Annotated in this window: 24 protein-coding genes; 11 read left to right on the top strand and 13 right to left on the bottom strand. The window is 36.8% G+C overall.

The window, feature by feature from the left end:
* Window positions 1–39: 39 nt before the first annotated feature.
* From arsS to AO058_RS06030, 8 genes are all read left to right on the top strand, one after another.
* Window positions 40–1,098, top strand: coding sequence for an arsenosugar biosynthesis radical SAM (seleno)protein ArsS (gene arsS / locus AO058_RS06065; RefSeq protein WP_075325719.1), 1,059 nt, complete (start codon window positions 40–42; stop codon window positions 1,096–1,098).
* A gap of 24 nt (window positions 1,099–1,122) precedes the next feature.
* Entirely contained in the window at window positions 1,123–1,740 is a 618-nt protein-coding gene (locus AO058_RS06060; RefSeq protein ID WP_075325718.1) for a TIGR04282 family arsenosugar biosynthesis glycosyltransferase, read from the top strand.
* 3 nt (window positions 1,741–1,743) lie between these two features.
* The gene (locus AO058_RS06055) at window positions 1,744–2,556 is read left to right on the top strand and encodes a purine-nucleoside phosphorylase (protein WP_075325717.1); all 813 of its coding nucleotides are present in this window, start codon (window positions 1,744–1,746) and stop codon (window positions 2,554–2,556) included.
* Between the two features lie 99 nt (window positions 2,557–2,655).
* On the top strand, window positions 2,656–3,942 hold the full coding sequence (locus tag AO058_RS06050; protein WP_075325716.1) for an NAD(P)/FAD-dependent oxidoreductase: 1,287 nt from the start codon (window positions 2,656–2,658) through the stop codon (window positions 3,940–3,942).
* The gene (locus AO058_RS06045; RefSeq protein WP_075325715.1) at window positions 3,939–5,522 is read left to right on the top strand and encodes a 4Fe-4S binding protein; all 1,584 of its coding nucleotides are present in this window, start codon (window positions 3,939–3,941) and stop codon (window positions 5,520–5,522) included. The genes AO058_RS06050 and AO058_RS06045 overlap by 4 nt, the downstream gene beginning before the upstream one ends.
* Window positions 5,523–6,323, top strand: coding sequence for a glycosyltransferase family 2 protein (locus AO058_RS06040; RefSeq protein ID WP_083634136.1), 801 nt, complete (start codon window positions 5,523–5,525; stop codon window positions 6,321–6,323). It abuts the gene before it with no gap.
* The gene (locus AO058_RS06035) at window positions 6,323–7,789 is read left to right on the top strand and encodes a cellulose synthase family protein (RefSeq protein WP_075325714.1); all 1,467 of its coding nucleotides are present in this window, start codon (window positions 6,323–6,325) and stop codon (window positions 7,787–7,789) included. Before AO058_RS06040 ends, AO058_RS06035 begins: the two co-directional genes overlap by 1 nt.
* 123 nt (window positions 7,790–7,912) lie before the next feature.
* Complete coding sequence (locus tag AO058_RS06030) at window positions 7,913–9,298, top strand: glycosyltransferase 87 family protein (protein ID WP_075325713.1); 1,386 nt, start codon at window positions 7,913–7,915, stop codon at window positions 9,296–9,298.
* Here the strand turns inward: AO058_RS06030 and AO058_RS06025 are convergent.
* The 11 genes from AO058_RS06025 to mvaD form a co-directional block, all read right to left on the bottom strand.
* Entirely contained in the window at window positions 9,269–9,895 is a 627-nt protein-coding gene (locus tag AO058_RS06025; RefSeq protein WP_075325712.1) for a lipid-A-disaccharide synthase N-terminal domain-containing protein, read from the bottom strand. The genes AO058_RS06030 and AO058_RS06025 overlap by 30 nt on opposite strands.
* Before the next feature lie 102 nt (window positions 9,896–9,997).
* On the bottom strand, window positions 9,998–10,969 hold the full coding sequence (locus AO058_RS06020; protein WP_075325711.1) for a deoxyhypusine synthase family protein: 972 nt from the start codon (window positions 10,967–10,969) through the stop codon (window positions 9,998–10,000).
* A complete protein-coding gene (gene speB, locus AO058_RS06015; RefSeq protein WP_075325710.1) occupies window positions 10,962–11,837 on the bottom strand; it encodes an agmatinase in 876 nt (291 codons plus the stop codon). The genes AO058_RS06020 and speB overlap by 8 nt, the downstream gene beginning before the upstream one ends.
* Window positions 11,838–11,883: 46 nt before the next feature.
* A complete protein-coding gene (locus AO058_RS06010; RefSeq protein ID WP_075325709.1) occupies window positions 11,884–13,287 on the bottom strand; it encodes an arginine decarboxylase in 1,404 nt (467 codons plus the stop codon).
* Between the two features lie 285 nt (window positions 13,288–13,572).
* Window positions 13,573–14,415 (bottom strand): pseudouridine synthase, encoded by an 843-nt coding sequence (locus tag AO058_RS06005; protein ID WP_075325708.1) that lies wholly within the window; start codon window positions 14,413–14,415, stop codon window positions 13,573–13,575.
* A gap of 95 nt (window positions 14,416–14,510) precedes the next feature.
* Window positions 14,511–14,987, bottom strand: coding sequence for a nucleoside deaminase (locus AO058_RS06000; RefSeq protein ID WP_075325707.1), 477 nt, complete (start codon window positions 14,985–14,987; stop codon window positions 14,511–14,513).
* A 21-nt stretch (window positions 14,988–15,008) separates the two neighbouring features.
* The gene (locus AO058_RS05995; RefSeq protein ID WP_075325706.1) at window positions 15,009–15,914 is read right to left on the bottom strand and encodes a geranylgeranylglycerol-phosphate geranylgeranyltransferase; all 906 of its coding nucleotides are present in this window, start codon (window positions 15,912–15,914) and stop codon (window positions 15,009–15,011) included.
* A gap of 12 nt (window positions 15,915–15,926) precedes the next feature.
* Window positions 15,927–16,865: a mevalonate kinase family protein gene (locus AO058_RS05990; protein WP_075325705.1), complete on the bottom strand. Its 939-nt coding sequence runs from the start codon at window positions 16,863–16,865 to the stop codon at window positions 15,927–15,929.
* Between the two features lie 34 nt (window positions 16,866–16,899).
* Complete coding sequence (locus AO058_RS05985; RefSeq protein ID WP_075325704.1) at window positions 16,900–17,226, bottom strand: hypothetical protein; 327 nt, start codon at window positions 17,224–17,226, stop codon at window positions 16,900–16,902.
* A complete protein-coding gene (locus tag AO058_RS05980; protein WP_075325703.1) occupies window positions 17,214–17,414 on the bottom strand; it encodes a hypothetical protein in 201 nt (66 codons plus the stop codon). Before AO058_RS05980 ends, AO058_RS05985 begins: the two co-directional genes overlap by 13 nt.
* Before the next feature lie 53 nt (window positions 17,415–17,467).
* Complete coding sequence (gene mvaD, locus AO058_RS05975) at window positions 17,468–18,568, bottom strand: diphosphomevalonate decarboxylase (protein WP_075325702.1); 1,101 nt, start codon at window positions 18,566–18,568, stop codon at window positions 17,468–17,470.
* Between the two features lie 231 nt (window positions 18,569–18,799).
* Between mvaD and AO058_RS05970 the strand changes: the two genes are divergently transcribed.
* On the top strand, window positions 18,800–19,276 hold the full coding sequence (locus AO058_RS05970) for a TspO/MBR family protein (RefSeq protein WP_075325701.1): 477 nt from the start codon (window positions 18,800–18,802) through the stop codon (window positions 19,274–19,276).
* Here the strand turns inward: AO058_RS05970 and AO058_RS05965 are convergent.
* Both AO058_RS05965 and AO058_RS05960 read right to left on the bottom strand, forming a co-directional pair.
* Window positions 19,273–20,493 (bottom strand): NAD(P)/FAD-dependent oxidoreductase, encoded by a 1,221-nt coding sequence (locus AO058_RS05965; protein WP_075325700.1) that lies wholly within the window; start codon window positions 20,491–20,493, stop codon window positions 19,273–19,275. The genes AO058_RS05970 and AO058_RS05965 overlap by 4 nt on opposite strands.
* Before the next feature lie 51 nt (window positions 20,494–20,544).
* Window positions 20,545–21,231, bottom strand: coding sequence for a glycerophosphodiester phosphodiesterase (locus AO058_RS05960; protein ID WP_075325699.1), 687 nt, complete (start codon window positions 21,229–21,231; stop codon window positions 20,545–20,547).
* A gap of 190 nt (window positions 21,232–21,421) precedes the next feature.
* Between AO058_RS05960 and AO058_RS05955 the strand changes: the two genes are divergently transcribed.
* Window positions 21,422–22,270 (top strand): SDR family oxidoreductase, encoded by an 849-nt coding sequence (locus AO058_RS05955; RefSeq protein WP_075325698.1) that lies wholly within the window; start codon window positions 21,422–21,424, stop codon window positions 22,268–22,270.
* Between the two features lie 33 nt (window positions 22,271–22,303).
* On the top strand, window positions 22,304–22,825 hold the full coding sequence (locus AO058_RS05950) for a DUF421 domain-containing protein (RefSeq protein WP_075325697.1): 522 nt from the start codon (window positions 22,304–22,306) through the stop codon (window positions 22,823–22,825).
* Window positions 22,826–22,828 lie beyond the last annotated feature (3 nt).

The following is a 22,828-nucleotide window of genomic DNA, read 5'->3' as shown; positions in this document are numbered from 1 at the left end:
AATCATTTTCTTCAAATTAGCATAAAATGTAATTTTTACATGGCTTTACTCAAATCCTTATCGGCTAGAAAAAACGATCTTTCAAAACCAGAGAACCAACTTGCCTTTTTAAGCAACGGAATTTTTAAAGAAGGAGAACTTCCCTTTTTTAAAGATAAAATTGCCAAAACCGGTAATCACCCATTAAAACCTAAAAAACTGGAAATTCTTCAGCTTAATTTAGGCTATATGTGCAACCAGGTGTGTTCGCATTGTCACGTAGACGCTGGTCCCGATCGCAAGGAAATTATGACCAAACAAACCATGCAGCAGTGCCTGGAGGTTATTAAAACCACTAAAGCCCATACCTTAGATCTTACCGGCGGCGCACCGGAAATGAACCCCAATTTTAGATGGTTTGTAGAAGAAGCTTCTAAAGCAGGGATCAAAGATTTTATTGTTCGGTCTAATCTTACTATAATTCTGGCAAACAAAAAATACCACGACTTACCAGAATTCTTCAAAAAATATAATGTTCACGTAGTTTCCTCACTTCCCTTTTATAAAAAAGAGAAAACAGATAAACAGCGTGGAAACGGTGTTTTTGATAAATCTATCAAAGCCCTACAAATGCTTAACGCTGTGGGCTACGCACAGCCAGGAACAGATTTAAAACTGGATCTGGTTTATAATCCCGCCGGTGCCTTTCTACCTACCAACCAGCAAGCACTGGAACAGGATTTTAAAACCGCACTTAAAGAAGATTTCAATATAGATTTTGATAATCTTTTCGCGATTACTAACCTACCCATAAGCAGGTTTCTGGAATTTTTAATCGCTTCAGAGAACTATGAAGATTATATGTATGCGCTTGTAGAGGCTTACAATCCCGCCGCGGTTGAGAGTGTGATGTGCACCAATACCATTTCGGTGAGTTGGGATGGCTGGTTATACGACTGCGATTTTAATCAGATGTTAGAATTAAAAGTAGATAGCAAAGTGCAGCATATTAGCGATTATAACGAAGATTTGCTCAATAACCGGGAAATAAGAATTTCACAACATTGTTACGGCTGTACTGCAGGCGCAGGCAGTAGCTGCCAGGGAACAGTTGCATAATTTTCTCTTCTTAAATTTTAAACTTTGAGCCTTAAACCTACCGAAGCTTTATTAATTATCTTTACCAGGAATCCAGAACCGGGGAAAGTAAAAACCAGGCTTGCCAAAGATGTTGGCGATATAACTGCTTTTAAAATTTATAATTTCTTGTTGGAACATACTGTTTCGGTTACTAGAAATCTTGCTGTTGGCAAAGAAGTATATTATTCTGAAGGAATTGCCCAAAACGATATTTGGGACCCTGAAATTTATGCTAAAAAACTTCAGCAGGGAGAAGGCCTTGGAGAAAGAATGAAGAACGCCTTTGAAGAAGGTTTTAAAAATGGCTACCAAAATATTATAATTATTGGCAGCGATCTTTACGATTTACAACAGGAAGATTTGGAGAAAGCTTTTCAATTACTTCAGGAAAAAGATGCGGTAATTGGCCCGGCTACAGATGGCGGCTATTATTTATTGGGAATGAATCAATTGTTTCCAGAAGTTTTTCAGAATAAAGAATGGGGAACCTCATCGGTTTTGGAGGATACTTTAAAAGACTTAAAAGGAAAAAATATTGGTTTGCTTGACGCCAGGAACGATGTAGATTATTATTCAGATATTAAAGATCATAGAGATTTTCAGCAATTTTTTAAAAATTAAAAAATGATTAAAGAAATACAGGAAACTACTAAATACCTGAAGGAAAAAGGATTCGAAAACCCGGAAGTTGGAATTATACTCGGTACCGGCTTAGGTCAGCTCTTAGACGAGATAAAAATAGAAATTGAGGTTAGTTACAATCATATTCCGCATTTCCCAACTGCAACGGTAGAATTCCATAAAGGAAAATTAATTTTTGGAGAACTGGAAGGAAAAAAAGTAATGGTCATGCAGGGACGTTTCCATATGTATGAAGGCTACACGATGCAAGATGTCACTTTTCCTGTACGCATTATGCACCAGCTGGGTATTAAAAAACTCCTGGTTTCTAATGCTTCCGGCTCGGTAAATTTAAAATTTAAAAAAGGCGAACTTATGCTAATTGACGATCATATTAATTTGCTGGGAGATTCCCCTTTAGCCTTTAAAGGAGTTTCACAAATGGGCGAACGCTTTGTTGATATGAGCGCGCCTTACGATGCTGAAATGAATAAAGCATTTGAAACTATCGCTAAAAAAGAAAGAATCACACTGCACAAAGGAGTCTACGCGGCACTTTTAGGTCCGCAATTGGAAACTCGTGCCGAATATAGAATGTTGCAGGTTTTGGGAGCAGATGCTGTGGGAATGAGTACCGTGCCCGAAATTATTGTGGCCAATCATTTAAAGCTACCGGTTTCAGCTATTTCTGTAATTACGGATGAAGGTGATCCCGATAACCTGAAACCGGTAAATATTGACGAAATTATCTCAATGGCTGAAAAAGCAGAACCTAATATGATTAAGCTTTTTAAGGAAGTAGTAAAATCTGTTTAAGTAAACTAGCGCCGAACAAATTCAAAAGGATATTTAGAAAATAAAACTTTAATTTCGAAGCAAGCCCTGGAGCTTTTAAATCTCGATTATCGAGCACATATGGAACACATTGTTATTATAGGAAATGGAATTGCGGGAATTACCTGTGCGAGGCATATTAGGAAAAATTCCGATGCAAAAATTACTGTAATTTCTGCGGAAAGCGAATATTTCTTTTCCCGTACAGCCATTATGTATGTGTATATGGGCCATATGAAATGGAATCACCTAAAACCTTATGAAGACTGGTTTTGGGAGAAAAATAGAATTGAATTAAAAAAAGCCTGGGTTGATACCATAGATTTTGAAGAAAAAACATTGCATTTTTCTACAGAAGAAACAATGAACTACGATAAGTTGGTTTTGGCAACGGGTTCGGTTTATAATAAATTTGGTTGGGAAGGTCAGGATTTAGAGGGTGTGCAGGGCCTGGTTTCTAAACAGGATCTGGAACTACTGGAAGAAAACACCAAAAACTGTAAGAAAGCAGTAATTATTGGCGGCGGACTTATAGGCGTAGAACTCGCCGAAATGCTCAAAACCAGGAATATTGAACTCACTTTCTTAATTCGGGAAGAAGCTTTTTGGCATAATGTCTTGCCCATCCAGGATGCTAAAATGATCTCTAAACATATCAAATCCCACGGCGTAGATCTTAGAGAGAAAATAGAACTGGATAAGATTGTTGCGAATGAAAATGGAAGAGTTAAATCTATAATCACAAAATCCGGAGAAGAAATCGAATGCCAGTTATTGGGCCTTTGCACCGGAGTTAGACCAAATATAGATTTTCTTAAAAACTCTCCATTAGAAACAGATAGAGGAATTCTCGTTGATGAATATTTACAAACCAACATCAAAGATGTTTACGCTATTGGTGATTGCGTCCAAATAAAGCAACCTTTACCTCATCGTAAATCTATTGAAGCAGTTTGGTATGCCGGCCGTATGATGGGCGAAACTCTTGCACAAACCTTAACCGGTAATGCGATGAAATACAAACCGGGAAACTGGTTTAATTCGGCTAAATTCTTCGATATTGAATACCAAACTTACGGCAATGTTTCGGCAAAACCGGGCGATAACGAAATGCATTTTCACTGGCAGCATAAAGATAATACCAAAGCTATTACGATCGCCTTTGATGCGAATTCAAATAAATTCCTTGGAATAAACACCTTCGGAATCAGAATGCGCCATTCAGTTTTTGATCAATGGCTTAACGAAAACAGAAAAATAGATCACGTTTTGGCCAATCTAAAACAAGCCAATTTTGATCCCGAATTTTACACTCGTTACGAGAAAGACATTTTTAAAAGTTTTAAAGAGAATCTACAGAAAGCATGAGCAAAATAGAACATAACATGTCTCTTACGACAGAAGCACCGGCAAAACTTTCTACCACGCAAAGACTAGCCAGCGGCATAGGTCTAGTCGGCCTTTTTATCTTAGTGCTTGCAGTTGCAAACGTGAATTTTCCCAATAAAACTTTATTCCTAAGTTTATCCCTGGGGCTTATCGCAGTTGGGACCATAATTTTTGCAAACGATCTCTATTTAGGAAAACACGAAGGCATAAAAAATGATGGCGTTTGGTTTAAATCACTAAGCGGGCGCGGGTTTTGGGCCTGGATCCTGGGCATTAGCCTTACCCTTTTTTATGTGGTTTTGTATTGGTATCCACAATATTTAGGATTAAATGCCGATGGCGCCAACACCGGTATTATTGCTTTATTCGATCCTTTAAGCCAATTCATTAGCGGAAATCCTGCCAGTCAATGGTTTGTTTATGGCACGCTTTATACGTTGGCTATTCTTATTTTCGGCTATAAATTTATTCTCAAATATCGCAATAACCGATATGAGGTAATTCGTACATTTTCGGTGATGTTCTTTCAGTTGGGTTTTGCATTTCTACTTCCCGAAATTTTAATCCGGCTAAACCAACCTTACTATAATCCAGCTAATATTTGGCCGCTTAACTACGATTTGTTCACCGATTATAAGATCAACGAATTCCTTTCGGCAGGCAATGTTGGAGTAATTATGCTCGCTTTTGGTTTGATTTCCATTTTTGTAATCACCCCAATTTTAACTTATAAATATGGAAAACGTTGGTATTGCAGCTGGGTTTGTGGCTGTGGTGGCCTCGCGGAAACAGCCGGTGATCCTTACCGCCAGCTTTCTAACAAATCTCAATATGCCTGGAAGATAGAACGCTGGGTGATTCATAGCGTTCTTGTTTTTGTAACGGTAATGACCATCGCGGTTTTATATTCCTTCTTAGGTGACAGCGCCAACGATTTCTGGCTTACCAAAGACGTTTTCCTTTGGAGCACTGCCGGTTTTCTTACTTTGTTTTTCGCGGTAATTATGATTTTTAAACGCAAGGAATTAGCGAAGGATGCTAAATATGGCGCTGTTGGTTATTTAGTGGTGATCTTGTCAATAATAAGCCTCAATTATTTCAGCGGAAATGGGAATATCTTTTTCTTCGGCGGTTACCAGCTTCGGGAATGGTATGGCTTCTTAATTGGCGCTGCATTTTCTGGTGTAATCGGCGTAGGCTTTTATCCGATATTTGGAAGTCGCGTTTGGTGCCGGTACGGTTGCCCAATGGCAGCGATCTTAGGCATGCAGCAACGGCTTTTTTCTAGATTTAGAATCACTACCAACGGCGGCCAGTGTATTTCCTGTGGAAATTGCTCTACCTATTGCGAAATGGGAATTGATGTTCGCGCTTATGCTCAAAAAGGTGAAAATATAGTGCGTTCAAGTTGCGTTGGCTGTGGAATCTGTTCTGCAGTTTGCCCGCGTGGCGTTTTAAAACTTGAAAATGACGATATGGACGGAAGGATAAATTCTGAAGAAGTGCTACTGGGAAATGATGTAGATCTAATGGATTTGGTAAACCAGAAATCGAAGTAAATGCCGCAAAAAAATCAGGAATCTGAGAGGAAAACTCCGACCAATGAATCAGAAAAATATTCTGCCAATGATAAAAAATTTCAGGATATAAAACCCTCTGGAGGGATTAAGGTTATTATTCCGGCTTATAACGAAGAGGAATCCATAGCTAAAGTCATTGCAGAAATTCCTGAAATTGTTCAGGAAGTAATTGTGGTAAGCAACAATTCTACCGATGCCACAGAAAAAAATGCTAAAAACGCCGGCGCCACAGTGCTACAGGAAAACCGCAAAGGTTACGGCTACGCCTGTCTAAAGGGAATGGATTATATTTCAAAACAGCCCTTCGACAAGCTCAGGACTAAACCCGATATTATTGTTTTTCTTGACGGCGATTACAGCGATTTCCCGGCCGAATTAACTAAAATCATCTCTCCAATTATTGAAGAAAATAAAGACCTGGTTATTGGTTCCAGAGTTAAAAGATTACGTGAAAAAGGCTCAATGACTTTTCCGCAGATATTTGGAAACTGGCTGGCCACTTCACTAATGAAACTATTTTTTAACGCCAGGTTTACAGACCTGGGTCCCTTCAGGGCAATTAAATACGATAAGTTGCTGGAACTCGAAATGCAGGACAAAACTTACGGCTGGACGGTAGAAATGCAATTAAAAGCCTTAAAAAAAGGATTTTCTTACACCGAAGTTCCCGTACATTACAAAAACAGGATTGGCACTTCAAAAGTTTCGGGAACCGTGAAAGGTGCTATCTTTGCAGGAGTAAAAATCCTGGGTTGGATCTTTAAATACAGTTTTAAGTAATGGATTTAGCCATTATCATCATATATACCCTTGCCCTGCTGCTTATTTTCTTCTACAGTATCTCGCAGTTGCATTTATTATTGAATTATCTAAAAGCCAAAAAACAGGTAGATGCTTCGGAAAAATTCAACCTGGAAGATCCTTCTGAAACACCTTTCGTCACTATTCAACTTCCACTTTACAACGAACTTTATGTCGTGGAACGCCTGCTGAAAAATATTGCGGAAATTGATTATCCACGTAAAAAATTAGAAATCCAGGTTTTAGATGATTCTACCGATGAATCGGTTGAGAAAATTAAAACCCTTGTAGACCAACTTCAAACAACCGGACTCGACATCCAACATATTACCCGAAAAGACCGAAGCGGTTTTAAAGCCGGTGCTTTAAAAGAAGGTTTAAAAATCGCTAAAGGAGAGTTTATCGCGATTTTCGATTCCGATTTTTTACCTAAAAAAGACTGGTTGTTGCAGACAGTGCCCTATTTTAAAGATCCTGAAATTGGAGTGGTGCAAACGCGATGGGGCCATATTAATCGCGACTATTCTTTACTTACCAGAATCCAGGCTTTTGCATTAGATTTTCATTTTATCCTGGAACAAACCGGCCGTAATTTTGGACGGCATTTTATCAACTTTAACGGGACTGCAGGAATATGGAGGAAAGAATGTATTTTGGACGCAGGAAACTGGAGCGGGGACACTTTAACCGAAGACCTTGATCTAAGCTATCGCGCGCAACTTAATAACTGGAAGTTTAAATACCTGGAAAATGTAGAAACTCCCGCCGAATTGCCAGTGGCAATAAGCGCGGCGCGTTCGCAACAATTTCGATGGAATAAAGGCGCTGCAGAGAATTTTAAAAAGAATTTCAAGAAGTTATTGAAAGACAAATCGGTTCCGTTTGGCACTAAGTTTCACGCATTTTTTCATCTTTTAAATTCCAGTATGTTTTTAATCATCCTGGTGTTAGCCGTGTTGAGTATTCCGGTATTATTTATCAAAAACAACAATCCGCAGTTTGGCTGGTATTTTAATTTGGTGGCTTTCTTCCTAATAAGCACGCTTATTTTCTTTCTATGTTATTACGCGGTTTATACGAAGATTCATGGTAAGAGTTTTAAAAGCTTTTTGAAGTTTATAGGAATGTTTTTTACTTTCTTTTCGGTAGCGATGGGATTTTCGGTTCACAATTCCCTGGCCGTCTTGGAAGGACATTTTGGGAAAAAATCGGCTTTTATTAGAACTCCAAAATTCAACGTAAGTTCCCTCAACGATTCCTGGAAAAAGAATATTTATATTCAGCAGAAATTTTCATTAAGCATTGGGGTTGAATTTGCTTTATGGCTGTATTTTGGTTTCGGACTCTATAGCGCCTTTATGCTGAACGACTTTAGCCTCGCCATTTTTCACCTGATGTTGTTTATAGGCTTTGGGTTTGTGGTTTTTAGATCGGTAAGAATATAGTAGGATGAATCACAAGCCGTCCTTGCGTCATTACGAACGAAGTGAAGTAATCTCTTCATTATTACACAAGTATAGATTGCTTCGTCCCTCGCAATGACGACTAATTTTTAATAAAAATATGCCGTGCTGGATTTCCTTAAAAATCATAAGTTTTCCATTCTCCTAATTTTAACGGGAATTGCTTTTTATTGGTCTTTCGCCTACGATCTAAACCGCGCTGATTTTATAAAATTAATCAGTCTTTATACAGGCATATTTTTTATCAGTTTTAAGCTTATTCAGTTAGAAAAGAATAATTTTTGGTTCCTGGTAGGAGTTGCAGTTTTATTCCGACTCGTTTTTATTGCAGCCACCCCAAATCTTTCGCAAGATTTTTATCGCTTTATCTGGGATGGACAATTGATTATGAACGAAATAAATCCATATTTATCGGTGCCTAATGATTTGAAAGAGCTCACAACTTCTCTCGAATTCACACAGCAAAAATTAATACAGGGAATGGGCAGTTTGAGCGCCGGCAACTTCACCAGCTACCCACCTGTAAACCAGTTGCTTTTTGCAATTTCAGCAATTTTAGGAGGAAAGAGTATTTTGGGTTCTGTGGTTGTAATGAGATGTTTTATCATTTTAGCCGACCTGGGGGCGCTATATTTTGGAAGAAAATTATTGCTAAAATTAAAGCTACCCACCCACCAGATCTTCTGGTTTATTTTAAATCCGTTTATCATCATAGAGCTCACCGGAAATCTTCATTTTGAAGGTGTAATGCTGTTTTTCTTACTCTGGTCTATTTATTTATTACATCAGAAAAAATGGGTTTGGAGCGCAATTTTACTTGGAATATCAGTTTCGGTAAAATTGCTTCCTTTATTGTTTTTGCCGCTTTTATGGAATTATTTTGTAAAAAGCAGAAAGACCGAAAATTCAGATATTCCGGGTCTAAATTTCAAGAAGCTGCTGGGCTATTATTTCATCGTTGGACTAACAGTAATAGCTAGTTTTCTACCTTTTATTTCTTCGGAATTTATCTCCAATTTTTCAGCAAGTATTGCGCTATGGTTTCAGAAATTCGAGTTTAACGCAAGTATTTATTATATAATTAGATGGATTGGATTTCAGCTAAAAGGCTACAATATTATTGGCACAGCCGGGAAAATCCTACCTCTAATTGTAATTTTAATTCTAGCAGGACTGGCCTTTTTCAGAAGAAATAATTCAACCCAAAAGCTAATTGGCACTATGCTGCTGGGAGTCTCGGTTTACTTTTTTCTTTCAACAACCGTACATCCCTGGTATATTGCCACCCCACTTTTGCTTTCGGTTTTTACCAAATTCAGGTTTGCACTGGTATGGTCGTTTTTGGTAATGCTAAGTTATTCGGCTTATACCATTAACGGATTCCAGGAAAATTACTGGTTAATTGCGGTTGAATATATTCTTGTTATAGGAATCTTCCTAATAGAAATTTTTAAACCGAAATTACTCACCAGACTTCCGTATTATAAATAAATTCCTAATATAAACAATTCCCCCAAAAAAGTGGGCGGCAATTAAAACCGGGTCATCCCGAAAAATGCCGTAAGTAAAAATAAGAATTGATCCCACGAGGCTTATAATCCAGAATTTAAGCGGTAAATCTGACTCCTGGTTTCTTTCGGCATGAATCCATTGATAAATAAAACGCGCAGTATAAATAAGTTGCCCCACAATTCCAAGAGCAATAAGCCATATAGAAATATTGTCGCCTTTAATAAGATCTTCCCAGTCTAACTGCCCAAATAAGCCTATATATAATGCGATTAGAATTGGCAAAACAATGACATAAACCTTGAACATTATGCCAGATTCTCCCCATTTACCCTGTAACTGAAGGTTTCTAAAATAACCGCCATACACCAGGAATTGTCCTAGCATAATAGCCATATCGTCTCGAAGATACCCGTAGATAAAAAGTAAAACAGCACCCTGCAGGCTCAGCTTCCAAAATAGCGTTGGTGTTTCAATTTTTTTGTTTTTCTCTGATTTTATCCACTGCATTATTAATCTTGCAGAAAATAAAAGCTGGGCTAAAAAACCAATGGCATATACTATCCAACTACTACTCATATCTTCATCTCAACTTAACTAAAAAATGGCACAAAAAAAGCTGTTCAATAATACATTAAATGCATTTCTGAACAGCTTTAAAGTCTAATAATAATTTGTTAATTACATATCTAACAAATAAGCAAAGATTAAGGGCGCAACAATGGTTGCATCACTTTCTATAATATGTTTTGGAGTGTTTATATCTAGTTTTCCCCAGGTAATTTTCTCGTTAGGAACCGCTCCCGAATAAGAACCGTAACTGGTAGTTGAATCTGAAATCTGGCAGAAATAGCTCCAAAAAGGAGTATCGGTTCTTTCCATATCCTGGTACAACATTGGCACCACGCAAATTGGGAAATCGCCCGCAATACCACCACCAATTTGGAAGAAACCAATTCCCTCTTTAGAATTGTTGGTGTACCAATCGGCAAGAAAAGTCATATACTCAATTCCCGACTTCATGGTGCTGGCTTTTAATTCACCTTTTAGCACATAGGAAGCAAAAATATTACCAAGCGTACTATCTTCCCAACCGGGAACAACCATTGGTAAATTCTTTTCGGCTGCGGCATACATCCATGAATCTTTAAGATCTATTTCGTAATGCTCTTCCAAAACCCCCGAAAGTAATAACTTATACAGAAATTCATGCGGAAAATAACGTTCGCCACTAGCCTCAGCATCTTTCCAAATCTTTACAATATGCTTCTGAATTCTTCTAAAAGCTTCTTCTTCCGGAATACAGGTATCGGTTACCCGGTTAAGCCCTTTTTCAAGTAAATCCCATTCATCCTGAGCGGTTAAATCACGATAATGTGGTACTCTTTTATAATGAGAATGAGCCACCAAATTCATTACATCTTCTTCAAGGTTTGCACCGGTACAGGAAACAATATGCACCTTATCTTTCCGAATCATTTCGGCAAAAATCTTACCTAATTCAGCAGTACTCATAGCTCCTGCAAGGGAAACCAACATTTTTGAGCCGCCTTCAAGTTGCTTTTCGTAATCTTTTGCAGCATCTACAAGTGCTGCGGAATTAAAATGTAAATAATATTTTTCTATAAATTGGGAAATCGCTCCTTTACTCATCTTCGTCTTCTTCGTTATAATTTTGGTATTTGAATTTGTAGCTCAGCATTTTGTAATACAACTTGGCCGCAAGAAAATCTGATGATTTTTCATTCTCATTTGGGCAAAGTTCTACAATGTCAAAACCTACAACATTTTTCTTTTTAAACATCATTTTTAGGAATTCCAGCGTCTCGTACCAGAAAAGGCCTCCTGGCTCCGGCGTGCCGGTAGAGGGTAAAATAGAAGGATCAAATGCATCTAAATCTATAGTGATAAATACATTTGGCGTCATTTGTCCAATAGCATCATCCTGCCAGTCTTCATAAAGATCGTGAGCAAAATACACCTGGTTTTCATCCATATGTTCTACTTCAGAAACATCCATAGAACGAATTCCAACCTGCAATAAATTTGTCTTTTTACTAGCCTCGTGCAATGCGCAGGCGTGATTACAAGTAGAACCTTCATATTCTGGTCTAAGATCGGCATGAGCATCTAATTGCACCACGGTAAGATCTTCAAAACTTTCATTAAAAGCTCTAATAGTCCCGATAGACACTGAATGTTCTCCTCCAAAAATAGTAACAAACTTCTCCTGCTTTATGTAGTTTTTTACCGTTTTATATACGGTATCTACCATTTTCTCGGGTGAAGAATCTTCGGTTACTGCAGGTGCCAGATAAATTCCTTTTTTATAGACTTCAGATTTTGTTTCAATATCATAAAGTTCCATATTCTCTGAAGCTTCTAAAAATGCGTCAGGGCCCTTATCTGCTCCTTTTTGCCAGCTACTGGTTCCATCGTACGGCACCGGTATTAATACCACTTTCGCGTCGTCTATTCGCGAGTATTTATCTGGTATTCCGGCGTAATTCTTTTTACTCATTGTAATGCTAAATTGGTTGTTGTTGGTTATATAAATTTATAAAAAATTAATTGCTTCCATTATAACCCAGAATTTTAAGCATATCCTCGGCATTTTGTTCAGGGCTAAATAAACTGGTTTTTATATTTCCATCTTGGTCTTTATCGATAAGAAGATGTTTTGGCTGCGGAATTAAACAGTGGTGCAAACCACCGTGACCTCCAATAGTTTCCTGGTAAGCCCCGGTATTAAAAAAGCCGATATAAAGTGGTTTTTCCTTTTTATACTTAGGAAGATAAATGGCGTTTACGTTCTGCTCTGAATTATAATAATCGTCACTGTCGCAAGTTAATCCTCCAAGTAAAACACGTTCATATTCATCATTCCAACGGTTTACCGGCAACATCACAAACTTTTTGCTTATGGCCCAGGTATCTGGTAGAGTAGTGATAAATGAAGAATTGATCATATTCCATTTCTCACGATCGTTTTGTTGTTTTTGATACAAAATCTCGTAAATAGCACCACCGCTTTCTCCTACGGTAAAACTTCCAAATTCGGTAAAAATATTAGGGACATCAACTTCAGCTTCCTCGCAATATAATTTGATTTGATTAATAATCTCGTCTACCATATAGGCGTAATCGTACTCAAAGTGAAGTGAATTTTTTACCGGGAACCCTCCACCAATATTTAGGCTGTCCAGCTCTGGACAAACTTTTTTCAGGTTTACATAAACGCGTAAACATTTCTGTAATTCGTTCCAATAATAGGCTGTATCACGAATACCCGTATTAATAAAGAAATGGAGCATTTTTAGAGAAACCTGGTCGTTTTCCTTTATTTGCTTATTATAAAAAGGTACAATATTCTTATAACCTATTCCCAACCTGGAAGTATAGAACTCAAATTTTGGCTCTTCTTCTGAAGCAATCCTGATTCCGATAGGAAATTTACCGTTAATCTTTTCAGCCAAAAGGTCTATTTCTTCGTAATTATCGATAATTGGAATACAGTTCTTATGACCATCATTTAACAGTCTGGAAATATTTTCTACGTATTGATCGCGCTTAAACCCATTACACAGCACGTAAGTATCATTGGTAATTTTACCAGATTTTTTAAGCTGCTCCACAATATTAATATCAAAAGCCGAAGAGGTTTCAATATGAATATCGTTTTTTAAAGCTTCGTTTAATACGTGCTGAAAATGTGAACTCTTGGTACAATAACAATAATTATAACTTCCTTTATAATCGTGTTTTGCCATAGCATCTGCAAACCACTTTTTGGCCCGACCAATATTTTCTGAAATTTTGGGCAAATAAGTGAATTTTAATGGAGCACCATATTCCTTTACAAGCTCCATTAAATCTATGTTATGGAATTTTAATTCGGTGCCTTCCAAAGTGAATTCTTCCTGTGGAAAATAATAAGTCTGGTCTATTAAATCGCTGTATTTCGTATTCAATTGATTGGTTTATATATTAAAGGTAAAAATTTAGGCATTAATTTTTCGCATCAAAAGAAACGACTGGTAAATTAATGTTAAGAAAGTGAGTTGAATTAATTGATTTGAAGCCTGAAAGGGTTTCAGAAAAAATAAAATTAAAGAGCGGAGAGCGCTCACATTTGTTTAGGTTATAAAATCCTGTCAATTAATTGTATGCATTAAAGTTTTTAAATAAAAAACCGGAAAAGGAAAATCCTAATCCGGTTCAAAAATATTAAAAAACTTAATACGGAATCACTTTTTTTAAAGCATTCCTAAATTTATAACTTCCTGATCTGTAAGCCTTCTAAATCGGCCTCTTGGTAGGTCTTTTTTTGTTAGTCCGCCAAAAACTACACGATCCAGTTTTTCTACTTCATAACCCTGACTTTTAAAAAGTCGTTGAATAATATGGTTTTTTGTACTGTTGGTTTCTATCCCAACTTCGTTCTTTGGTCTCTCAGCAATATAACTAATATCCTGAATGTTTACTTTCCCGTCTTCCAGGATCACACCGTTCCTAATTTTCTCTAAGTGTTCTACAGAAAGTGGTTTGGTTAGATTTACCTGGTAAATTTGTCTAATTCCATTTCTTGGCTTACCAAGTCTTTTAGCTAGAGTACCATCGTTAGTAAAAACCAATAATCCCATGGCCTGGGTATCTAATTTCCCTACAGGATCAAGCTTTGCTTTGGTAGCTTTAGCCATAATATCCATTACGGTTTTCCCTCCTTTTTCGGTACTGCCGGTAACATACACTCCTTTTGGCTTATTAAGCACAAAATATTCAGGCTTATCTGGATTCACGCTTCTTCCATCAAACTTCACCTCATCGGTTGGGGCTACCTTAAAGCCCATTTCGGTCACCACTTTTCCATTAACGGTTACATTTCCGGCAGAAATAAAGATATCGGCATCACGGCGGGAACAAATTCCGGCGTTTGCAATATATTTATTTAAACGAATTCCATCGGTTTTGGAAGGGGTTTTAGGAGCGGACTGCTGCTTTTTTATAGGCGCATTGCCGCGGGCCATAGACTTTTTAGAGTTTCCACCACCCTGTCTTCCGCTAACTTTTCCACCTTTAGATTTATCGTTTCTACTCATATCGCTAATTTTTTGCAAAGGTACTCTATTGATTTATAGTGGCATTCTATTTCGCCTAAAGATTTTACACCATATTTTGATTAAAAACCAGCAGATTAATAATCTACCCGATCGCCCTTAGCCTCCCATTTTTGAAAAATCGGAAGTCCTTCTTCTCGCATTAAATTTTCAAAAGGAATTTTACGATCGTCCATTTTCAGTGCAATTTCATCGTAAATAAACTGGTCGTCAAAACCTATTTTAGCTGCATCTTCCCTGGTTAGCGCGTAATAAACTTTTTTAGGGCGCGCCCAGTAGATTGCTCCCAAACACATGGGGCAAGGCTCGCAGGAAGTATATAAAATACAATTTTCTAATTGAAAATCCTGCAATTTTTCACAGGCTTTTCTAATCGCAACGACTTCTGCATGTGCTGTAGGATCGTTACTGGCTGTAACTTTATTGTTAGCTTCAGCTATAATTTCGCCATCTTTTACAATTACGGCTCCAAAAGGACCGCCCTGGCCTTTATCCATTCCTTCTTCGGCTAATTGAATAGCTCTTTTCAGAAAATAGCTATGATCTTTTTTCATATAAATTTTTGAATAAAATGATTAGAATACTCTGTTGAGCACTTCTTGAATATCTATAAGCAGAATGCTGAAAACACCTACTACAATTATTAATTTAAGAATATTATGGAGCAATAAATATTGCCATTTTGCCTTGCTGAAATAAAGAAACAACAGGAAAAACACGAGTAACAGCAGCGATACATAGAAATAGTAATTCATATAGCCAGTATCATACCGCGTGATTAAAAGCAAAATGGGAACAATAGCCAAAACACATAAGACTGAAAGAAATAGCTTACTAAGTCGTTCACCATAAACTACCGGGATGGTCTGGTAATTTTGAATTAAATCGCCTTTCATATTTTCCAAATCTTTCACTAATTCACGCATCACAATCATTAAATAAAGGAAAGTCGCGTGGATAAAAATTACAGTTTCAAAATTTTTATAGTACACAAACACCACAAAAAATGGTGTAATGGTTAAAATGGAAGCAACAAGATTCCCCAGGAACAATATTCGCTTTAAACGATGGGAATACAACCAAATCGCAAAAATGTAGATTGAAAAGAAAACTACCGCTCTAAACGAAACATAACTCGCGAAGAAAATAGCAAGCAAATTAAGTATGAAATAGCCTGAAAGTTTTGTACGCTGACTTACAAACCGGTCTAACATTGTTTTTTTAGGCCTGTTAATAAGGTCTTTTTCGCTATCGTAGAAATTATTGATAATATATCCGGAAGCGATTACCGTTGCTGAAGAAAGGATGAGAAAAAATAAATTATCGTCAAAAAGAATTTCACGTAAAGGCAGCTCTGGCGCTAAAATAAATGCCGAAGTAAGATATTGTGCTACGATGAGCACAAGGATATTATAACCACGAACCACCGAAAACAAACTAAGCATTTTCAGCAATAAGCGCTTATTAGAAGAGGACGCCATGAAGGGTGAAATTTAGAAGTTATAAACCACTTCTAATTTGTAATCTTTAAGAGCTTTTCTGGCTTTTTCAATATCTTCAGTAAAACCTAAAATATAGCCACCACCACCAGAACCACAAAGTTTCAGGTAGTAATCGTTGGTATCAATTCCGTGTTTCCATAGTTTATGAAATTGGGCAGGAATCATTGGTTTAAAATTGTCCAGCACAACGTGAGAAAGCCTTTTTACGTTACTGAATAAGGATTTCACGTCCCCTTTAAGAAAATCGTCTACACAGGCATCGGTATGTTTTACAAATTGCTCTTTAAGCATTTGACGGAAACCTTCCTGTTTCATATTTTCCATAAAAATCCCAACCATAGGGCCGGTTTCACCAGTGCTCCCGCTGTCTAATAAAAATACCGCACCCTGGCCATTTTCCGTTTGAGATGGAATACCGGCGGGCTCAATATTATCTTTAGAATTTATAAGAATTGGTATACTTAAATAACTATTAAGCGGATCTAAACCTGAAGATTTTCCGTGGAAAAAAGATTCCATTTCTCCGAAAACTTTTTTCAGTTTTAATAATTTCTCCCGGGTAAGATTTTCTAAAACAGTAATTTTCCCGGTTGCGTATTTATCGTAAATAGCAGCAACTAAAGCACCACTACTTCCCACACCATACCCTTGCGGAATAGTAGAATCAAAATACATGCCTTTTTCAATATCTGCATTTAAAGCAGTTATATCAAATTGCACAAGCTCTGGATTGTTTTTCTGAAGTTCGTTAAGATAATCGGCAAAACGGCGTAAACTTTTATTAGAAGCAATAGCTGCTTCAGAAGGATCTTCATCTACTTTTAAAGCTCCATTATAAAAATTATAAGGAATGGATAAACCTTTGGAATCTTTGATAATTCCATATTCTCCGAAAAGAAGAATTTTTGAATAAAATAAAGGTCCTTTCATATTCTAATGTTTTAATTCAATGGAAGCTTTGATTTTAGCCTTCACTTAAACTTGCAATTTCTTTACAATAATTATTCATTATTGTGGTAACCAGATAGTGTTGCTGCTTTTTTTCAAAAAACACATACCAGGTTGTACGCTTATTAGGTTTATAAAAAATATAATAAGTACCTAAGAAACGTAAGTTCTCCGGAGTGATTTTATGCGGAAAACTGTCTATTTTCGTTGTAACAAAATCAACAATTTTATCAACATAATTTTGTGCATTTTCTTTAAAAGAAAAATAGTCTTGCCTAAAAAGAGGATGCAAATAATTATCAAAATACTCTAAGGTGGATCTGGTAAAAATTACTTTTTCCACGGATATTCATTAATCCTTTTACGCATTTCTGCTTTAAATTCTTCGCCAGTCAAACCGTTCTCCCATTCCTTATCGAAATCGAATTCCTCATTCCTGTCCTTAATAGCCTTAATCTCATTAAGAACATTTTCATCTTCCAGGTCTTTCAACCAATCCAGCAGTTCGAATCTTTTAAAATCTACTTGCATAGCGAATGCTTTTAGCTAAAAATACGAATAATTATTAAACCCTGTTTTTTAGCTTATTGTATAGAAACAACTTTTTCTGCTCCCTTTCCTACAACATCGCAAATATACTGCCCTTTTTCACAATAGGCAACAAGCTCATTCTTAATGAATTCTAAAACTTTTGTTTTATTTGCCTCGGGATAAAGCACATGTACGTTAGCACCTGCGTCCAATGTGAAACAAATAGGCGTTTCGGTAGCTTCCCTAAACTCCCAGATTTTATTGATAATCTGTAATGTATTAGGCTTCATCAAAATAAAATAAGGATTGCTACTCATCATCATCGCGTGAAGTGTAAGCGCCTCACTTTCTACAATAGAAATAAACTTTTCTAAATTTCCGGAAGCAAAAACCTCTTTCAATTTGTCTAAATTTGAATGCGCCTGGGCAAAACGATTTTCAGCAAATGGATGGCCGTGCATTAAATTATGACCAACACTGCTGCTCACCTGTTTTTGGCCTTTGTCTACCAACAAAATAGTATCCTGGAAACTTTTAAAAACTTCATTAACTTCAAACGGATATTTTATTCCGAAGAGATCACTGCTTCCCGGGATATCTTTATGTTCTCCCCACTCAATTAATTCTCCTTCCAAACTACGGCAGGCGCTTCCTGAACCCAATCTTGCTAAGAATGAGGCTTTTTTATAAAAATATTCTTCATTATTAGTTTGTATAGCTTCTAATTCCTTTTCCAAACTCATTACGCAAAGCGCGAGAGCACTCATCCCACTGGCCGAAGATGCAATTCCGCTACTATGTGGAAAAGAATTTTCGGTATAAATCTTAAAGCTATATTCTTTTAAAAACGGGCAGTAAGTTTCAATTCTTTCAAAAAATTGTTGAATTTTCGGTTTAAAATCTTCCTTCTTTTTTCCTTCAAAATAAAGTTCAAAATCAAAAGATTCAGATTTTCCTGATTTCTTCTGAAATTCCAGTTTGGTAGTGGTTTTGCAATTATTCAAGGTAAAACTCACCGATGGATTTGCCGGAATCTGGTTTTCCTTTTTTCCCCAATATTTTACCAATGCGATATTGCTGGGAGATTGCCAGGTTACTTCTCCTTTCTCTATATTATTCGAAATTTGCTTGGAAATAAAATCCTTTTCAGGCATAATCAATATTTTAAAACTATGAATATTGGAGCTTAATAAACCAAATATCCCAAATTAAGAAGCAAAGATATGTTTTATGTTTTGGGAATTTTCTTTCCCGGTTCAAATAAATTTATATTTTAGTAGTTGAAAACTCACAAGCTTAGCGTCTGAAATAGTGATTTTTACACAATCTATTTCAGGAAACAAATGCTTGAGCGGTTTTAATTTTACTTTGAAAATCAACCAGGAATGACCAAAAAACTCTTTTTTCGAAGTTCGGTGGCCATTGGCATTTGTTTGCTGTTCGGTTTTATGGGCGTGATTGCTACCCAAACGGGATTTGAAGGTTGGTATCCAGAGTTGAACAAGCCCTGGTTTAATTTGCCAGATTCTATATTCGGGCCTATTTTATTTTTAATGTATGTTTTAATGGGAATTGCCGCTGGGATAGTTTGGAGTAAAGGTTTTTATCATAAATGGGTAAAAACGGCTTTATATCATTTTGGATTTCAGTTGTTGTTAAGCGGCGCCTGGTTCCTTCTATTTTTTGGCCTCCAACAGCCACTTTTAGCACTTTTAAATATTATTGCTTTATTTATTCTACTTCTTTTCACCATAAAATGGTTTAAAGTAGTAAATAATACTGCAGCTTATTTGCTTCTTCCCTATGCTGTTTGGGTGCTTTTTGCGATAGCACTTAATTTTGAAATTTGGCGACTCAACTAATCTTTACTTATTGCTTGCGCGGCAAGAAAGCCACCCGTCCAGGCATTCTGAAAGTTAAATCCTCCGGTTATGGCGTCTATATTTAAAATTTCTCCTGCAAAAAATAGATTTCTATAAAGTTTGCTTTCAAAAGTTTTAAAATTGACTTCTTTAAGATCTACGCCACCGGCCGTAACAAATTCTTCTTTAAACGTGCTTTTTCCATTTACTTTAAAAGAGGCCTCGGTAAGTTGTGCGCTTAAATTTTGCAGCTGATTTTTATTTAAATCTGCCCAGGTGGTACCATCTGTAATTCCTGCTGCAACTATTAAATTTCTCCAAAATCTTTTGGGTAAATCGAATTGCGCATTTTTTAAAACCTGCTGTTTGGCGAGTTTGTTTTTTAATTCTTTTAGTTGATCTAAAATTTCTTCGGCAGGATAACCCGGAAGCCAATTTACCTTAATTTCAAACTGATAATTTAGCTTTTCTAAATCCCTTGCTCCCCAGGCCGAAAGCTTTAAAATCCCCGGCCCGCTCATTCCCCAATGGGTAATTAAAAGCGGCCCTTTACTTTCTAAATTTACTTTTTTAGAATTTATTTTTACTACCGCTTCAGTCGCAATTCCCGGTAGGTCTTTAATTCGCTCGTCTTTAATATTAAAAGTAAAAAGGGAAGGTACCGGCTCAATAATTTTATGACCGATTTTTTTCAACAAATTCCACATTTTGGGATTGCTTCCTGTAGCCAGCATAACTTTTCCTGCTGAAAAATCTCCTTTACTGGTCTTTATCTCCCAAAAATCATTTTTTTGCTGAAATGTTTGAACTGCATGACTTTTTAATACCTGAATTTTTAATCTACCGGTTTCTCGTAAAAAGCAGTCTATAATACTCTGGGAATCGTCTGAAACAGGAAAAATTCTTCCGTCGTCTTCAATCTTTAATGCTATGTCTCTTTCTTCAAACCATTGCATAGTATCGCCGGTCATAAAGCTGTGAAAGGGCCCCAATAATTCTTTTTCGCCACGAGGATAATTAGTGCTAAGTTCCTTTGGAAGAAATTCAGCGTGGGTAACATTACATCTCCCCCCACCTGAAACTTTTACCTTGGTAAGCACATCTTTGCCACGTTCTAAAATGGCAATTTTTAAGTTGGGGTTTATCTCTGCTGCATTTATTGCGGTGAAAAATCCTGCTGCCCCGCCGCCAATTATAATGATATCAAAATGCTGCATTTTCAGGTTTAAAAGTTTAAAAATTCGGGTTTTTCAGCTTTCTGGCTTCTCTTAAAATAGTCTATCGGGAAAATCTGAAATAATCCCGTCAACACCAAATTCTTGCATTCGCGCAATATGTTCGGGTTCGTTAACCGTCCAGACATTTACTTTAAATCCGGCTTCGTGAGAAGCTTTTACATTATCTCTTGTAATAATTCCTAGGGAAGGGTGAATTGCTGAAGCATTGAGTAGTTTTCCCAATTCTATTGCCTCAGTCACACTTGCTTTACTCAAAATTCCTAAGGGAACATTTTCATCGAGTTTTCGCATTTGAAATAACTCGTTTTTCTGAAAACTGGAGACGATAAAATCTTCATATTTCCAGTTTCTTTCAGCAATATATTTCTTTAAAATTTTTGAGGTAGCTGTTGCGGTATTTAATCCTTTCAATTCAATATTTATGGCGCATTTTCCTTCAATAAGATCTAAAACTTCAGTAAGCAATGGAATTCTAAATTTATTTTCAATTTTAAGGGCTTGCAATTCTGCTAAAGATTTTTTTGCGATTTCTCCACTCCCATTGGTAGTTCGGTCTAAAGTAAAATCGTGAATTATCACTAATTCGCCGGTTTTACATCTATGTGCATCAATCTCTATGGCATCAACTCCAAAATCAAGGGCTTTTTGAATACTCTCCAGCGTATTTTCGGCTAAATGACCTTTGGCGCCCCGATGTCCAATCTTTAATAAATTCATTCGACAAAGGTATTCAATTAACACAAATGAATGTTTTTTTAACCTTATTAGGTTTTTAAAAGACCTCTTTAGAAAGACTTATAAATCCTTAACATTTTATTGTAGGCAATGCTTCTTAACTTTATACTTCGCCCGATTTCGAAATTGCCAAAGCATTAATTATAAAATATTTAGCCTAAAACCAATCAATATGAATAAACCAGAAAAATTTCCTGACCAGCAGCAGGAGCAACCCGGAAAAGAATACAAATTGAATCCGGAATCGGAAATTATTAGAAAAAACTATAAAGGTTCGGGTAAATTAGAAGGTAAAAACGCGTTAATAACCGGTGGCGATAGCGGAATTGGACGAAGCGTTGCCGTTCACTTTGCTTGTGAAGGGGCAAACATCGCGATTATCTATTTAGAGGAAAATGAAGATGCCCTGGAGACCAAAAAGTTAGTAGAAAAAGAAGGAAAAAAATGCCTCATTATTGAAGGGGATTTAAAGAAAGAAGACTTCTGTAAAAAGGCTTTGCAAGAAACTTCTAAAGAATTAGGTAAATTAAATATCCTGGTGAATAATGCCGCGATTCAGTTTCCCAAAGAAAATATAGATGATATAAGCACAGAGCAAATTCATAAAACTTTTGAAACCAACATTTATCCTTATTTCTATATCGTAAAAGAAGCGCTACACCAACTTCAGGAAGGTGATGTAGTGATAAATACCACGTCTGTTACAGCTTATCGTGGCAGTGAACATTTACTGGATTATAGCAGCACAAAAGGCGCAATTGTAAGTTTTACGCGTTCATTATCTAAAATGCTTGCAACTAAGAAAATTAGGGTTAACGGTGTTGCGCCCGGTCCCATCTGGACACCGTTGATTCCAGCTACTTTTGATGATGTAACCGAGTTTGGCCAGGATACTCCAATGGGAAGGGCAGGCCAACCCAGTGAAGTGGCTCCGGCCTATGTATTTCTGGCCAGTGAGGATAGCAGTTATATCACCGGACAAATTATTCACGTAAATGGTGGTGAAATTATTGGGGGATAAGCTGAAAATCAGTTAAATTACTAAAAACTTATTATGGAAAAATGGTTTGAAGCTTCCTGGACATCTATTCTGGCAATTTTTCTCACTGCCGCCGGGATTTACCTGGCTATTATAATTTTTACAAGAATTGCCGGAAAACGCAGCTTCTCTAAAATGTCCAGCTTTGATTTTGCGATGACGGTAGCAGTGGGTTCTATTCTGGCAACTACAATCCTCTCAAAATCGGTGAGTTTAATACAGGGAATTATAGGTTTGGCAGCCGTATATATTCTGCAAATTTCAGCGGCAATATTAAGGCGATTTTCCTGGTTTCAGGAAGCTATTGATAATTCACCGCTACTCCTAATGGACGGTAATACAATACTTCATAATAATTTAAAGAAAGCTCGGGTTACCGAAGGTGATCTCCGGTCTAAATTAAGGGAGGCCAACGTTCTAAATCTTTCGCAGGTGCGTGCGGTCGTTTTTGAAACTACCGGTGATATTTCCGTATTACATTCTTCAGATGAAAATGAGGAATTAGAAGACTGGCTTACTAAAGATGTCCTAAAATAATAA

Origin of the sequence: Salegentibacter sp. T436, from assembly GCF_001932675.1 — a bacterium.
Taxonomy (GTDB): Bacteria; Bacteroidota; Bacteroidia; order Flavobacteriales; family Flavobacteriaceae; genus Salegentibacter; species Salegentibacter agarivorans.
Note: the sequence above shows the minus strand (reverse complement) of the source record. Positions and strands in the feature narration are given on the sequence as shown.

Bases quoted from the DNA above. Each gene is read 5' to 3' on its own strand.
- AO058_RS05950 (WP_075325697.1), top strand. From the start codon at position 22,304: ATGGAAAAATGGTTTGAAGCTTCCTGGACATCTATTCTGGCAATTTTT.
- AO058_RS06000 (WP_075325707.1), bottom strand. From the start codon at position 14,987: ATGAAAAAAGATCATAGCTATTTTCTGAAAAGAGCTATTCAATTAGCC.
- AO058_RS06005 (WP_075325708.1), bottom strand. From the start codon at position 14,415: ATGAGTAGAAACGATAAATCTAAAGGTGGAAAAGTTAGCGGAAGACAG.
- AO058_RS05970 (WP_075325701.1), top strand. From the start codon at position 18,800: ATGACCAAAAAACTCTTTTTTCGAAGTTCGGTGGCCATTGGCATTTGT.
- AO058_RS05965 (WP_075325700.1), bottom strand. From the start codon at position 20,493: ATGCAGCATTTTGATATCATTATAATTGGCGGCGGGGCAGCAGGATTT.
- arsS (WP_075325719.1), top strand. From the start codon at position 40: ATGGCTTTACTCAAATCCTTATCGGCTAGAAAAAACGATCTTTCAAAA.
- AO058_RS06025 (WP_075325712.1), bottom strand. From the start codon at position 9,895: ATGAGTAGTAGTTGGATAGTATATGCCATTGGTTTTTTAGCCCAGCTT.
- mvaD (WP_075325702.1), bottom strand. From the start codon at position 18,568: ATGCCTGAAAAGGATTTTATTTCCAAGCAAATTTCGAATAATATAGAG.
- AO058_RS06035 (WP_075325714.1), top strand. From the start codon at position 6,323: ATGGATTTAGCCATTATCATCATATATACCCTTGCCCTGCTGCTTATT.
- AO058_RS06045 (WP_075325715.1), top strand. From the start codon at position 3,939: ATGAGCAAAATAGAACATAACATGTCTCTTACGACAGAAGCACCGGCA.
- AO058_RS06050 (WP_075325716.1), top strand. From the start codon at position 2,656: ATGGAACACATTGTTATTATAGGAAATGGAATTGCGGGAATTACCTGT.
- AO058_RS06040 (WP_083634136.1), top strand. From the start codon at position 5,523: ATGCCGCAAAAAAATCAGGAATCTGAGAGGAAAACTCCGACCAATGAA.
- AO058_RS06055 (WP_075325717.1), top strand. From the start codon at position 1,744: ATGATTAAAGAAATACAGGAAACTACTAAATACCTGAAGGAAAAAGGA.
- AO058_RS06020 (WP_075325711.1), bottom strand. From the start codon at position 10,969: ATGAGTAAAGGAGCGATTTCCCAATTTATAGAAAAATATTATTTACAT.
- AO058_RS05980 (WP_075325703.1), bottom strand. From the start codon at position 17,414: ATGCAAGTAGATTTTAAAAGATTCGAACTGCTGGATTGGTTGAAAGAC.
- speB (WP_075325710.1), bottom strand. From the start codon at position 11,837: ATGAGTAAAAAGAATTACGCCGGAATACCAGATAAATACTCGCGAATA.
- AO058_RS05995 (WP_075325706.1), bottom strand. From the start codon at position 15,914: ATGGCGTCCTCTTCTAATAAGCGCTTATTGCTGAAAATGCTTAGTTTG.
- AO058_RS05955 (WP_075325698.1), top strand. From the start codon at position 21,422: ATGAATAAACCAGAAAAATTTCCTGACCAGCAGCAGGAGCAACCCGGA.
- AO058_RS05960 (WP_075325699.1), bottom strand. From the start codon at position 21,231: ATGAATTTATTAAAGATTGGACATCGGGGCGCCAAAGGTCATTTAGCC.
- AO058_RS05990 (WP_075325705.1), bottom strand. From the start codon at position 16,865: ATGAAAGGACCTTTATTTTATTCAAAAATTCTTCTTTTCGGAGAATAT.